This window comes from Kitasatospora kazusensis (genome assembly GCF_039529945.1).
Lineage (GTDB): Bacteria > Actinomycetota > Actinomycetes > Streptomycetales > Streptomycetaceae > Kitasatospora > Kitasatospora kazusensis.
In genome coordinates this window covers 59,209-72,233 of sequence record NZ_BAAANT010000022.1, presented here as the reverse complement: position 1 = coordinate 72,233, position 13,025 = coordinate 59,209, and the positions used below count along the sequence as shown (strand labels likewise).

The 13,025-nt window shown below is 73.5% G+C and carries 11 protein-coding genes; 9 read left to right on the top strand and 2 right to left on the bottom strand.

Annotation, left to right across the window (positions count from 1 at the left end; genetic code table 11):
• Positions 1–48: 48 nt before the first annotated feature.
• Both ABD330_RS19430 and ABD330_RS19425 read left to right on the top strand, forming a co-directional pair.
• Positions 49–858: a response regulator transcription factor gene (locus ABD330_RS19430; protein WP_344466747.1), complete on the top strand. Its 810-nt coding sequence runs from the start codon at positions 49–51 to the stop codon at positions 856–858.
• 6 nt (positions 859–864) lie between these two features.
• Entirely contained in the window at positions 865–2,292 is a 1,428-nt protein-coding gene (locus ABD330_RS19425) for a sensor histidine kinase (protein ID WP_344466745.1), read from the top strand.
• Between the two features lie 40 nt (positions 2,293–2,332).
• Here the strand turns inward: ABD330_RS19425 and ABD330_RS19420 are convergent, their stop codons facing one another.
• Positions 2,333–3,343 (bottom strand): TAXI family TRAP transporter solute-binding subunit, encoded by a 1,011-nt coding sequence (locus tag ABD330_RS19420; RefSeq protein WP_344466743.1) that lies wholly within the window; start codon positions 3,341–3,343, stop codon positions 2,333–2,335.
• Positions 3,344–3,421: 78 nt separating this feature from the next.
• Between ABD330_RS19420 and miaB the strand changes: the two genes are divergently transcribed.
• Positions 3,422–4,933, top strand: coding sequence for a tRNA (N6-isopentenyl adenosine(37)-C2)-methylthiotransferase MiaB (miaB, locus tag ABD330_RS19415; RefSeq protein WP_344466740.1), 1,512 nt, complete (start codon positions 3,422–3,424; stop codon positions 4,931–4,933).
• A 145-nt stretch (positions 4,934–5,078) separates the two neighbouring features.
• Positions 5,079–5,777, top strand: coding sequence for a class III extradiol ring-cleavage dioxygenase family protein (locus ABD330_RS19410; protein ID WP_344466738.1), 699 nt, complete (start codon positions 5,079–5,081; stop codon positions 5,775–5,777).
• A gap of 48 nt (positions 5,778–5,825) precedes the next feature.
• On the opposite strand, the gene ABD330_RS19405 is transcribed toward ABD330_RS19410, so the two are convergent.
• Entirely contained in the window at positions 5,826–6,074 is a 249-nt protein-coding gene (locus ABD330_RS19405; protein WP_344466736.1) for an antitoxin, read from the bottom strand.
• A 167-nt stretch (positions 6,075–6,241) separates the two neighbouring features.
• On the opposite strand from ABD330_RS19405, the gene miaA reads away from it, so the two are divergent.
• From miaA to hflX, 5 genes are all read left to right on the top strand, one after another.
• On the top strand, positions 6,242–7,192 hold the full coding sequence (gene miaA / locus ABD330_RS19400; RefSeq protein WP_344466734.1) for a tRNA (adenosine(37)-N6)-dimethylallyltransferase MiaA: 951 nt from the start codon (positions 6,242–6,244) through the stop codon (positions 7,190–7,192).
• Between the two features lie 252 nt (positions 7,193–7,444).
• Entirely contained in the window at positions 7,445–7,924 is a 480-nt protein-coding gene (locus ABD330_RS19395) for a hypothetical protein (RefSeq protein ID WP_344466732.1), read from the top strand.
• A 43-nt stretch (positions 7,925–7,967) separates the two neighbouring features.
• Positions 7,968–8,861 carry a diaminopimelate epimerase gene (gene dapF / locus ABD330_RS19390; protein WP_344466730.1) on the top strand — a complete coding sequence of 298 codons (894 nt, stop codon included), beginning with the start codon at positions 7,968–7,970 and terminating at the stop codon, positions 8,859–8,861.
• 284 nt (positions 8,862–9,145) lie between these two features.
• Entirely contained in the window at positions 9,146–11,428 is a 2,283-nt protein-coding gene (locus ABD330_RS19385) for a RelA/SpoT family protein (protein WP_425555581.1), read from the top strand.
• Between the two features lie 71 nt (positions 11,429–11,499).
• Complete coding sequence (hflX, locus tag ABD330_RS19380; protein ID WP_344466728.1) at positions 11,500–13,005, top strand: GTPase HflX; 1,506 nt, start codon at positions 11,500–11,502, stop codon at positions 13,003–13,005.
• The last annotated feature ends 20 nt before the right edge of the window (positions 13,006–13,025 follow it).

Here is a 13,025-nt window from a genome sequence, read left to right as displayed (position 1 = left end):
CCACCCGGAGCCCCGACAGGCTGGGACAGCCGACGAAAGGAGGCCGGGATGCGCTTGCTCCTCGTAGAGGACGACGAACGCGTCGCCGCCGCGCTGGTGGCGGTGCTGAGCCGGCACGGCTTCCAGGTCCGCCACGCCCGCAGCGGGCACGAGGCGCTGGACGCGCTGGTGCCGGACGGCAGCGAGCCGTACCGGGTCGTGCTGCTCGACCTCGGGCTGCCGGACCGGGACGGCTTCGAGGTGTGCAGCCGGATCCGCTCGCACAGCGGCGTCCCGGTGATCATGGTCACCGCGCGGGCGGACATCCGCTCCCGGATCCACGGCCTCAACCTGGGCGCCGACGACTACGTCACCAAGCCGTACGACATGGGCGAACTCCTCGCCCGGATCCACGCCGTGGCCCGCCGGGGCGTCGCCGCCGGAGCCGAGCCCGGCCCGGACGAGCAGGCGGCCCAGCCCGGACCACTGGAGTCGCGCGGCATCAGCATCGACCGCGAGCGCCGCCGGGTCAGCGTGCAGGGCCGCGACGTGCCGCTCACCCGCAAGGAGTTCGACCTGCTCGCCCTGCTCGCGCAGAGCCCCGGCGTGGTCTACCGGCGCGAGCAGATCTTCAGCGAGGTCTGGCGCAGCGGCTGGGAGGGCAACGGGCGCACCCTGGAGGTGCACATCGGCTCGCTGCGCACCAAGCTGGCGCTGCCCGGCCTGGTCGAGGCCGTCCGGGGCGTCGGCTACCGGCTGATCCCGGAGCAGCCCGCGCCCGCCGCATCCGCCGAGCCCGCCCTGCCCGCCCCCTCCACGCCGTCCGCCCCTTTCACGCCGTCCGCCGAAACCGCCGACGGCTCCGAAACGGGGCGTTGACCGCACGTGCGCAACCGTCTGCTCGGCATCCTGCTCTCGCTGATGGCCGCCGTCCTCGCCGCCCTCGGGGTGCCGCTCGCCGTCGCCATCGCAGCCGCCGAGCAGACCCGGGTGGTGGTGGACCGGATCGACGATGCGGCGCGCTTCGCCCAGGACCTGCCCACCGCGGGCCAGGCCACCCTGGGTACCGCCCTGAAGGGCGACCCCGCGCCGGCCCCCGGCGACACCAGCCGCCTGCGCGTGCTGACCGAGGAGACCGCGCGCTACCACGACCTGTACGGCATCCGGGTCGGCGTCTTCCACCGGGACGGCAGCGCGGTGGCCATCGCGCCCGACGACTGGAAGCCGCCCCACGGCGGCCCCGGCGACGTGGCGTTCCACGAGGCGCTGGACGGGCGGCGCAGCCACAACCCGGCGCAGGTCTGGCCCTGGACACCGGACCGCACCCTCACCGTCGCCGCCCCGGTGACCCGGGACGGCGACGTCGTCGCGGTGGTGCTCACCGAGTCCCCGACCGGGCCGCTGCGGTCCCGGGTGCTGCACCGCCTGCTGCTGCTCGGCGGCGGCGAGTCGCTCGCCATGATCGCGGCGATCCTGCTCGCCATGCGGCTGACCGGCTGGGTGCTGCGGCCCGTCCAGACCCTGGACCGGGCCACCCACGACATCTCCACCGGCCGGATGAACGCCAGGGTCGCGGCGAGCGTGGGCCCGCCCGAGCTGCGCCGGCTGGCCCGTTCGTTCAACGACATGGCGGACAGCGTGCTGCTCGCCATGGACCAGCAGCGGGCCTTCGTCGCGGACGCCTCCCACCAGCTGCGCAACCCGCTCGCCGCGCTCCTGCTGCGGGTCGAGCTGCTCGGCATGGAACTCCCCGAGGGGCACGACGAGGAGCTCGTCGGCGTCCGGGAGGAGGGCCTGCGGCTGGCCCGGGTGCTGGACGACCTGCTCGGCCTGGCGACCGCCGAACACGCCCGGCCCGAGCCCGAGCGGGTCGACCTCACGGCGCTGGTGCTGAGCCGGATCGACGCCTGGCGGCCGGTCGCCGAGCAGCGCCGGATCAGGCTCGACTGGGACGGTCCGGCGCTGGCCGTCGGCCTGGCGGATCCGATCGGGTTCGGCAGCGCGCTGGACGCGGTGATCGACAACGCGCTCAAGTTCACCCCGGCGGGGGAGCAGGTCCGGCTCGGCATCGAGAGCGGCAAGCGGGAGATCACCGTGACGGTCTCCGACGCCGGGCCCGGTCTCACCGAGGAGGAGCTGGCCCGGGTCGGCGACCGGTTCTGGCGCAGCGCCCGGCACCAGAACGTGGACGGCTCCGGGCTGGGCCTCTCGATCGCCCGCACCCTGCTGCTGGCGGGCGGCGGTTCGCTCGGCTTCGCCCCCGTCGAGCCGACGGGGCTGGCCGTCCGGCTCACCGTCCCGCGGCCGCGCTGAGGCCCGGCCGGGTCACCCCCCGGCCGGGTCGGCGCACGGGTCAGGGTTTGACCGAGGTGTAGTACCGCCGGGCGCCCTCGTGCAAGGGCAGCGGATCGGTGTAGACGGCCGTCCTCAGGTCCACCAGCTGGGCGGCGTGCACATTGCTGCCGATCTCGTCCCGGCTGTCCAGCACCGCCCGGGTGATCCCCTCCACCAGGCGCGGGTCCACGTCGTCCCGGGTGACCAGCAGGTTCGGCACCGCGAGGGTGGCCACGGCGGTCTGCGACGGGTAGGCCTTCGGGTAGGCGTCGGCCGGTATGGTCGCGGCCCGGTACGCGTCGGTGCCGCCGCCCTCCTGCTGGTGCACCGTCTCGGCCAGGTCGCCGAGCGGGACGATCCGGATCGGGAACCGGCCGGAGAGGTCGGTCAGCGCGGTGGTGGGCAGGCCGCCGGACCAGAAGAAGGCGTCCAGCTTGCCCGTCCGCAACTGGTCGGCGGCGTCGCCGACGCCCAGCATCGCGGGGACGATGTCCTTGTCCGGGTCCAGCCCGGCGCAGGCCAGCAGCCGCCGGGTCACCAGGTTCACCCCGGACAGGCGCTGGCCCACCCCGACCCGCAGCCCCTTGAGGTCGGCCGCCCGCTGCACCGGCGAGCCGGCCGGGACGACCAGCTGCAGGTAGTCGTCGTACAGCCGGGCGATGGCCCGCAGCCGGGGCTTGCCGGCGCCGTGGTAGTCGGCGACGGCGTCGGCGGTCGCTATGGCGAACGAGTCCTGGCCCGAGGCCACCCGGTCCAAGTTGTCTACCGACCCCTCGGAGCTGTCCAGCCGCAGCCGGACCCCGGGCATCGCGGTGGCCAGGTAGTCGCTCAGCATGTGCCCGTACTTGTCGTAGACGCCGCTCTGCACACCGGTCGCGAAGCCGCTCTCCCCCCGGGGGTACCCGCCGGCGCTGTCCGAGGCGAGCCACCACCCGCCGACGGCGCCCGCGACCAGCAGCAACGCGGCCACGGCCCGGCAGAGCCGGCTGTCGGCCGCAGTGCGCAGCAGGGCGCCGGGGGTGGAGGTCATGCGCTGGAGTGTGCCAGGCCCGGGCCCGGAAAGGGAGAGGGTGCCGGGTGCGGACTGCGGTCTCGTACTCTTGGGTCCGTGGGTACGAGCCAGGATTCCAAGAGCTACAAGGTCGTCACGTACGGCTGTCAGATGAACGTCCACGACTCCGAGCGCCTCTCCGGGCTGCTGGAGGACGCCGGATACGTCAAGGCCGGCCAGGAGGGCGACCCCGATCTGGTGGTCTTCAACACCTGCGCGGTGCGCGAGAACGCCGACAACAAGCTGTACGGCAACCTCGGGCAGCTCGCGCCGGCGAAGACCCGGAACAAGGACATGCAGATCGCCGTCGGCGGGTGCCTGGCACAGAAGGACCGCGACACCATCGTGCGCAGGGCGCCGTGGGTCGACGTGGTCTTCGGCACCCACAACATCGGCCACCTGCCCGCCCTGCTGGAGCGGGCCCGGATCGAGCAGCAGGCCCAGGTGGAGATCCTGGAGTCGCTGGAGACCTTCCCCTCCACGCTGCCGACCCGCCGTGAGTCGGCGTACGCGGCCTGGGTCGCGATCTCGGTCGGCTGCAACAACACCTGCACCTTCTGCATCGTCCCGGCGCTGCGCGGCAAGGAGGAGGACCGCCGTCCCGGCGACGTGCTCTCCGAGATCGAGGCGCTGGTCGGCGAAGGCGTCATCGAGGTCACCCTGCTCGGCCAGAACGTCAACTCCTACGGCTCCGACCTGGGCGACCGCGAGGCGTTCTCCAAGCTGCTGCGGGCCGCCGGGCAGATCGACGGGCTGGAGCGGATCCGCTTCACCTCGCCGCACCCGCGCGACTTCACCGACGACGTGATCGCCGCGATGGCCGAGACCCCGAACGTGATGCACCAGCTGCACATGCCGATGCAGTCCGGTTCGGACAAGGTGCTCAAGGCGATGAAGCGCTCGTACCGGCAGGAACGGTTCCTCGGCATCATCGAGAAGGTCCGGGCCGCGATGCCGGACGCCGCGATCTCCACCGACATCATCGTTGGCTTCCCCGGCGAGACCGAGGAGGACTTCGAGCAGACCATGCACGCCGTCCGCGAGGCGCGGTTCGCCAACGCCTTCACCTTCCAGTACTCCAAGCGGCCCGGCACCCCGGCCGCCGAGATGGACGACCAGATCCCCAAGGCCGTGGTGACGGAGCGCTACAACCGGCTGATCGCCCTCCAGGAGGAGATCTCCTGGGAGGAGAACAAGAAGCAGGTCGGCCGCACCCTGGAGATCCTGGTCGCCGAGGGCGAGGGCAAGAAGGACGACCGGACGGACCGGCTCTCCGGCCGGGCCCCCGACAACCGCCTGGTGCACTTCACCCGGCCGGCCTCGCCGGTCCGCCCCGGCGACGTGGTGACCGTCGAGATCACCTACGCGGCCCCGCACCACCTCCTCGCGGAGGGCCCGACCCTCGCCGTCCGCCGCACCCGCGCGGGCGACGCCTGGGAGAAGCGGCAGGCGGCACCCGCGGGTGCCAAGCCGGCGGGCGTGATGCTCGGGCTGCCCACGATCGGGGCTCCCTCGCCTGCGGCAGCGCCTGCGGCAGCGCCTGCGGCGGGCGGCTGCTGCGGCGACTGAGCGTACGCAACTGGGAACCCACAGGGGCGCGGGGAACTGCGCGACCAGGGCACGACGTTCGTGTACGGTTGCGCGCGCAGTTCCTCGCGCCCCTGTTCGGGTTGCTGTGAGCGGTCACCCTGAGCTGCTCGCTAGAGTGATCCGCATGCTTGTCGCCGCCGCCGTCTGCCCCTGTCCGCCGCTGCTCGTGCCCGAGGTCGCCGCCGGGGCGGCTCCTGAGCTGGAGCCGCTGCGCGCGGCCTGCGGGGAGGCGGTCGGCGGGCTGCTGGCCTCCGGGGCCGAGTTGATCGTGGTGGTCGGGACCGGGCCCGCGCCGCAGGTGTGGACCGAGGGCGGGGCCGGGTCGTTCCACCGGTACGGTGTCGAGCTGGCCGTCCGGCTGCCCTCCGGAGGGGTGGAGGGGCCCGAGCTCCCGCTCTCGCTCACGGTCGGGGCCTGGCTGCTCGACCGGGCCGGCGCGGCACTGCCCACCCATGCGTGCGCCGTGCCCGCCGACGCCGCGCCCGGCCGGATGCTCGGCCTCGGCCAGGGCCTGGCCGAGCTCGCCGACCGGGTCGGCCTGCTGGTGCTCGGCGACGGCAGCGCCCGCCGCTCGGTGAAGGCGCCCGGCTACCTGGACGAGCGCGCCGAGGGCTACGACGCGGCGGTGGCGCGTGCGCTCGCCGCCGCCGACACCGAAGCCCTGGCGGCGCTCGACCCGGTGCTCTCGGACGAGCTGCTCGCCGACGGCCGGGCGCCCTGGCAGGTGCTCGCGGGCGCCGCGCACGGAGCCGGGCTCGGCGCGCGGCTGCACTTCGACGAAGCGCCGTACGGCGTCGGCTACTTCGTCGCCTCCTGGACGTAGCTGGTCAGGAGCTGCTCACGAGCTGGTCAGGAGCGGGTCGCGCGCGGGTCAGGAGGCCGCCGGGCCCTGGCCGTCGCCCTCGCCCTTGGGCTTGGCGGCGAAGTGGTCGACCGCGTCCTTGGTCTTGCTGGTGCCGTGCTCGATCTTGTCGCTGTACTTGTGCTTGGTGGCCTTGTCCACCGCAGCGCCGGCCTTGTCCACCACTTCGTCGATCTTCTCGTTGTGCTTGCCCGCGAGTTCGCTGGCCTTCTCCTTGAGCTCCTCGGCCTTGCCCTTGAGGTCGTCCATCAGGCCCATGGCTGCTGTCTCCTTGTGTCGGGTCGGCTGCGTCACCTGGTCCAACGCCCGGACCGCCCGAGTCGTTCGCGGGCGGCCACCGGATCGAACCACTTCAAATCCACCCATATCCTTCCACGGTCGCCTGCCGTGACACGCGTCCCTCGGGCATTTGGGACACTTGGCCGGTGAGCAGCTCCCAGCCAGTCCCGTCCAGCACCCCGCCCCGGGTCGTCTCCGTCGTCGGCGCGACCGCCGCCGGCAAGTCCGATCTGGCCGTCGCCATCGCCGCCCGGCTCGGCGGCGAGGTGATCAACACCGACTCGATGCAGCTCTACCGGGGCATGGACATCGGTACCGCGAAGCTCACCCAGGAGGAGCGCGGCGGCATCCCGCACCACCTGCTGGACATCTGGGACGTCACCGAGGCCGCCAGCGTCGCCGAGTACCAGCGGCTGGCCCGCGCCGAGATCGACCGGCTGCTGGCGGCGGGCCGCACCCCCGTCCTGGTCGGCGGTTCCGGGCTGTACGTCAGGGCGGCGATCGACGAGATGGAGTTCCCCGGCACCGACCCGGCCGTCCGGGCCCGGCTGGAGGAGGAGCTGGCCGGGTCCGGGTCCGGCGCGCTGCACCTGCGCCTGGCCGGGCTCGACCCCGCCGCCGCCGCGGCCATCCTGCCCAGCAACGGCCGCCGGATCGTCCGGGCCCTGGAGGTCATCGAGATCACCGGCCTGCCGTTCACCGCGAACCTGCCGGGCAACACCGCCGTCTACGAGACGGTGCAGATCGGCGTCCAGGTGCCGCGCCCCGAACTGGACGAGCGGATCGCGCTCCGGGTCGACCGGATGTGGACGGCGGGGCTGCTGGAGGAGGTGCGCGAGCTGGAGAAGGCCGGGCTGCGGGACGGCCTCACGGCCCCCAGGGCGCTCGGCTACCAGCAGGTGCTGGCGCACTTCGCGGGGGAGTGCACCGAGGACGAGGCCCGGGCCGAGACGGTACGGGCGACCAGGCGGTTCGCCCGCCGGCAGGAGTCCTGGTTCCGCCGGGACGACCGCATCCACTGGCTCGCCCGTCCGTCCGGCGCGGATCCGGCCGAGCTGCTGGAACGCTCGCTGGAGCTGATCAGCGGTCAGCTCTGAGGCGGGCTCCGGGACGGCATCCGGACTCCCGGCGAGGGATTCAGGCCATCGGCCGGTGCATTTGCAGGTGCATGACGAACCGGGGGTTACGGCCGCATCACGTCATGGCCACGGATCACCCGTGTTCCCGGTGGGACGCCCTGTCGGCGGCCCTGGACATGCCATCATCGAGAACATCAGAGGACGGTCGCGGGGGCCGACCTCACCGTTCGCGAGTCCGTGAACTCGTGTCGAACCGTCAGGGGAGGCCGCGTGTCGACGGGTACCGGCCCCGAAACCGAGCAGTTGCCGAACAGTGCCGACAGCGCCGAACTCACCCTGTCAGGACCGATGGTGAACACCTCGTACGCACTCGCGATGCCCGCGCTCACCGAACTCGCCCCCGGCGTGGTGCACGAGCGGGAGATCCGCCCGCGCCGCAGGCTCCGCTGGTGGCAGACCCTGCCGATCGTCCTGCTGGCCAGCTTCGGCTCGCTGATGTTCGCCTTCCCGCTCGCCTTCGGCTCCGGCGACCGCGCCTCCGCGATGATCGGGATGCTCGGCCTGCTGCTCACCGCCGCCTCGCTCGGCTGGGGCGCGATGGCCGCCCGGATGGCCGGGTACAAGTGGCCCGGCGTGCCGAGGCGCGGCAGCGGCCGGCGGGCCAGCCGGGCCGCCATCGGCAGCTACACGCTGGCGGTGCTGGTGGCCGTCGCGCTGGCCGTCTGGCGGGTCGTCCACCTGCGCGCCTGAGACGGCCGGCCGGCCCGGCCGGGCGGTCAGTACCATCGGCGGTGTGAGCGCATCGACTACCCAGGGCCTGCCCTTCCTCAAGGGACACGGCACCCAGAACGACTTCGTGATCGTCCCCGACCCGGACGGCACCCTCGACCTCGGCCCGGCAGCGGTCGCCGCACTGTGCGACCGGCGGGCCGGCATCGGCGGGGACGGGCTGCTGCGGGTGGTGCGCTCCGCCGCCGAACCGGCCGCCGCCGCGCAGGCCGACCGGGCCGAGTGGTTCATGGACTACCGGAACTCCGACGGCTCGATCGCCGAGATGTGCGGTAACGGCGTCCGGGTCTTCGCCCGCTACCTCGTCCGGGCCGGCCTGGCGGAGCCGGGGCCGTTCGCGGTCGCGACCCGGGCCGGGGTGCGGCAGGTCCTGGTCGCCGAGGACGGGCCGGACGGCACGCCCGGCGAGGTCACCGTCGAGATGGGGCGCGCGGTGCTGCCCGGCCCCGACACCGTCGAGGTCACCGTGGGGGAGCGGCGCTGGCCGGCCCTGAACGTCAACATGGGCAACCCGCACGCCGTCGCCTTCGTCGACGACCTCGACCACGCCGGCACCCTGTACACCGCACCGCTCACCGCCCCGGCCGGGACGTACCCCGAGGGCGTCAACGTCGAGTTCGTGGTGGAGCGGGGCCCCCGGCACGTCGCCATGCGGGTGCACGAGCGAGGCTCCGGCGAGACCCGCTCCTGCGGCACCGGCGCCTGCGCGGTGGCCGTCGCCGCCGCCCGCCGGGACGGCCTCGACCCGGCCGTCACGGGCGAGACCGCCACCTACACCGTCGACCTCCCGGGCGGCCGCCTGCTGATCGCCGAGCACCCGGACGGACGGGTCGAGATGACCGGCCCGGCCGAGATCGTCGCCGAGGGCGTCATCGCGCCCGGCCTGCTGCCCCGCTGACACCCCTCCCGGGCGGGCGCGGGGAACTGCGCGGTCGGCCTCCGGGGGCGCGGGGAACTGCGCGGTTCCTCGTGCCCCTGGGGTGGTTGCCCGTACGTGTGTGGGTCCCCTGAGACGGTTGCCGTGAGCAGCGTCCCGCTTTGCCCCGTTCCGCGACGCGCGAATCCCCCCGTACGGGTGATCCCGGTAGCGGACGGGAAGCAACGCGTCGCGGAACGTGCTGTGCTCGGTAGCATGGACCACCGGGTCGGGCGTCGCTCCGGTGACGGCTGCCGGAGGTTCAGATGACCATCCGCCCCGAGCTGGAGGCCGGTCAGGAGGTGGGCCCGCCCAGGGCGGCCCACCCGGTCGAGCCCAAGCGCACGATGGGCAGGCTCAACCGGGCCACCCTCGGCCGGGCCGGGCGCGCGGCCCTGCTCGCCACCGGCCGCCAACCGCTGCCGGACGCCGTCGAGCCCGTCGTCGAGGCACACCGCAGACACCACCCGCAGGCCGACCTGGCGCTGCTGAGCCGGGCCTACCGCACCGCCGAGGCCAGCCACCGGGGGCAGAAGCGCAAGAGCGGCGAGCCGTTCATCACCCACCCGCTCGCGGTGACGATGATCCTGGCCCAGCTCGGCGCGGGCACCACCACGCTGGTCGCCTCGCTGCTGCACGACACCGTCGAGGACACCGAGGTGACGCTGGACCAGGTCGCCGCGGAGTACGGCCCCGAGGTGGCGTACCTGGTGGACGGCGTCACCAAGCTGGAGAAGGTCGACTTCGGTGCCGCCGCCGAGGCCGAGACCTTCCGCAAGATGCTGGTCGCCACCGGGGACGACGTCCGGGTCATGGTGATCAAGCTCGCCGACCGGCTGCACAACATGCGGACGATCCGTCACATGAAGCCCGCCAGCCGGATCCGGATCGCCAAGGTCACCAGGGACGTGCTGATCCCGCTCGCCGAGCGGCTCGGCATCCAGGTGCTCAAGGCCGAGCTGGAGGACATCGTCTTCGCCACCCTCCACCCGGAGGAGTACGCCCGCACCCGTGCGCTGGTGACCGCCCACGAGGGTTCGCCGGACGCCCTGCTGCGCCCCTTCGCGGACGCCCTGACCCGCCAGCTCGCCGAGTCCGGGGTCACCGCCACCGTCACCGTCCGGCCCCGGCACTGCGTCTCGCTGCACCGGGTGCTGCTCAAGCGCACGGCGGCGGCCGGCTCCGACGGCCTGCCGCAGGGCCTCCAGCCGGCCGACTTCGGCCGGCTGCTGGTGGTGGTCGAGGAGAACGCCGACTGCTACGCCGTCCTCGGTGAGCTGCACACCTGCTGGACACCGCTGCCCGGTGAGTTCAAGGACTTCGTGGCCGCCCCGAAGTTCAACCTGTACCAGTCGCTGCACACCGCCGTGGCGCTGGCCGGCGGCGAGGTGGTCGAGGTGCTGGTGCGGACCCGGGCGATGCACCGGGTGGCCGAGTTCGGCGTGGTCGCCCTCGGCGACCCGCACCAGGGCGAGCCGCAGCAGGGGGACGACCTCGACCGCACCGACCCCGCCCGCCCCGGCTGGCTGAGCCGGCTGCTGGAGTGGCAGCAGGAGACGCCCGACCCGGACACCTTCTGGTCCGCCCTCACCGCCGACCTCTCCGACGACCGCGAGATCACCGCCGTCACCGAGGACGGCACGACCCTCCACCTGCCCGCCAGCGCCAGCTGCGTCGACGCGGCGTACCTGCTCGGGGAGGAGACCGGCCACCGATGTCTGGGGGCCCGGGTCAACGGGCGGCTGGTCGCCCTCTCCACCACCCTCGGCGACGGCGACGTGCTGGAGGTCCTCACCGAGCCGAACGGCGAGCCGTCCGGCCCGTCGCCCGAGTGGCTCGACCACGTCCGTACGCCGGGCGCGCGGCTGGCCATCGAACGCTGGCTGGCCGACCACCCCGCCGCCGCGCCGGTGGTGGAGAGCTGCCGGGCAGGCAGCCAGCTCCAGCCGCCCGCCCCGCCCGCCTCCGAACGGGGCGAATCCCCGGTGGCCGTCGTCGGCCGGCCCGGCGCGGCCGTCCGGCTGGCCCGCTGCTGCACGCCCGTCCCGCCGGACGAGATCACCGGCTACCCGATCCGGGGCGGCGCGGTCGCCGTGCACCGGACCGGCTGCCCGGACGGCGAGCAACTGCGCGCGGGCGGGCGCGGCGCCGTCCGGATCTCCTGGGCCCTGGGCGTCGAGCCGCCGTCCGGCTACCGCGTCACCCTGCGGGCCGAGGCGCTCAACCGCCCCCGGCTGCTCGCCGACCTGACCGCCGCGATGTCCGCCGAGGGGATCGGCATCATCTCCGCCGCCGTCGAGCCGCCGCAGGAGCTGCGGGTCCGGCACACCTACACCATCGAGCTGCCGGCGGCCCGGACGCTGCCGGCCGTGATGCGCGCGATGCTGCGGGTCTCCGGGGTGTACGACGTCTTCCGGCCCGGATTCCACGCCGGTAATGAGGATGACCCGGTCAGCCCGGGCGTGCGACCATCGACGGGAATGCACGGCCGGTCCGCCGCGTTCACCGGAGCAAGTGGTGCCGGTGTCGATCGGGGCCTCCCGGGGTAGCCCAGTCCTTGCGGGGCGGCTCCGAGGCGCACGGTCGGCGCGCCGGCCCTCCCCCTACCGCAAAGGACAAGATGACCTCCACGTTCGACAGCCGCAACCACTCCGGCGAGTCCGCCAAGCGGCTCACGGACCTCAGGGCGGAAGCCCTGATGGACGAGGACCTCGCGGCGATCGACGAGGACCTCGACGAGCAGCACTACGACGGCGACCAGTACGACCGCACCGACCGGGCGGCCCTGCGCCGCGTGGCCGGTCTCTCCACCGAACTCCAGGACGTCACCGAGGTCGAGTACCGCCAGCTCCGGCTGGAGCGCGTGGTACTCGTCGGCGTGTGGACGAACGGTACGGCGGAGGAGGCCGAGAACTCGCTCGCCGAGCTCGCCGCGCTGGCCGAGACCGCCGGTTCCGAGGTGCTCGACGGCGTGATCCAGCGCCGCGACAAGCCGGACGCAGCCACCTACATCGGTTCGGGCAAGGCGAAGGAGCTGCGCGACATCGTCGCCTCCACCGGCGCCGACACCGTGGTCTGCGACGGTGAGCTCACCCCGGGCCAGCTGATCCAGCTCGAAGACGTCGTCAAGGTCAAGGTGGTCGACCGGACCGCGCTGATCCTGGACATCTTCGCCCAGCACGCCAAGTCCCGGGAGGGCAAGGCGCAGGTCTCGCTGGCGCAGATGCAGTACATGCTGCCGCGCCTGCGCGGCTGGGGTGCGTCGCTGTCCCGGCAGATGGGTGGTGGCGGCTCCGGCTCGTCCGGCGGCGGCATGGCCACCCGTGGTCCCGGTGAGACCAAGATCGAGACCGACCGCCGCCGGATCCGCGAGAAGATGGCGAAGCTCCGCCGCGAGATCGCCGACATGAAGAAGGGCCGCGACACCAAGCGCCAGGAGCGCCGTCGCAACCAGGTCCCCTCGGTGGCCATCGCGGGCTACACCAACGCCGGCAAGTCCTCCCTGCTCAACCGGCTCACCGGCGCGGGTGTGCTGGTGGAGAACTCCCTGTTCGCCACCCTCGACCCGACCGTCCGGCGCGCGCAGACCCCCAGCGGCCGGGTGTACACCCTGGCCGACACCGTCGGCTTCGTCCGGCACCTGCCGCACCACCTGGTCGAGGCGTTCCGCTCCACCATGGAGGAGGTCGCCGAGGCGGACCTCATCCTGCACGTGGTGGACGGCTCGCACCCCGAGCCGGAGACCCAGCTGGCCGCCGTCCGCGAGGTGGTCGTCTCGGTCGACGCCCAGCACGTGCCGGAGATCGTCGTGATCAACAAGGCCGACGCGGCCGATCCGCACGTCCTCCAGCGGCTGCTGCGGCGCGAGCCGCACGCCATCGTGGTCTCGGCCCGCACCGGGCTGGGCATCGAGGAACTGCTCAAGCTGATCGACGACGAGCTGCCCCGGCCGGCCATCGAGATCCAGGCCCTCGTCCCGTACACCCGGGGCGACCTGGTCTCCCGCGTGCACGCCGAGGGCGAGCTGATCTCCACCGAGCACACCGGTGAGGGGACGCTGCTGCGGGCCAAGGTCGCCGCGGAGCTCGCCTCCGAGCTGGAGCGCTTCGCGGTCGTCACCCAGTAACCGGGTCACCGCTCGGATAG

Coding starts and splice junctions, on each gene's coding strand:
- ABD330_RS19430 (WP_344466747.1), top strand. CDS start 49: ATGCGCTTGCTCCTCGTAGAGGACGACGAACGCGTCGCCGCCGCGCTG.
- ABD330_RS19420 (WP_344466743.1), bottom strand. CDS start 3,343: ATGACCTCCACCCCCGGCGCCCTGCTGCGCACTGCGGCCGACAGCCGG.
- ABD330_RS19410 (WP_344466738.1), top strand. CDS start 5,079: ATGCTTGTCGCCGCCGCCGTCTGCCCCTGTCCGCCGCTGCTCGTGCCC.
- ABD330_RS19405 (WP_344466736.1), bottom strand. CDS start 6,074: ATGGGCCTGATGGACGACCTCAAGGGCAAGGCCGAGGAGCTCAAGGAG.
- ABD330_RS19385 (WP_425555581.1), top strand. CDS start 9,146: ATGACCATCCGCCCCGAGCTGGAGGCCGGTCAGGAGGTGGGCCCGCCC.
- hflX (WP_344466728.1), top strand. CDS start 11,500: ATGACCTCCACGTTCGACAGCCGCAACCACTCCGGCGAGTCCGCCAAG.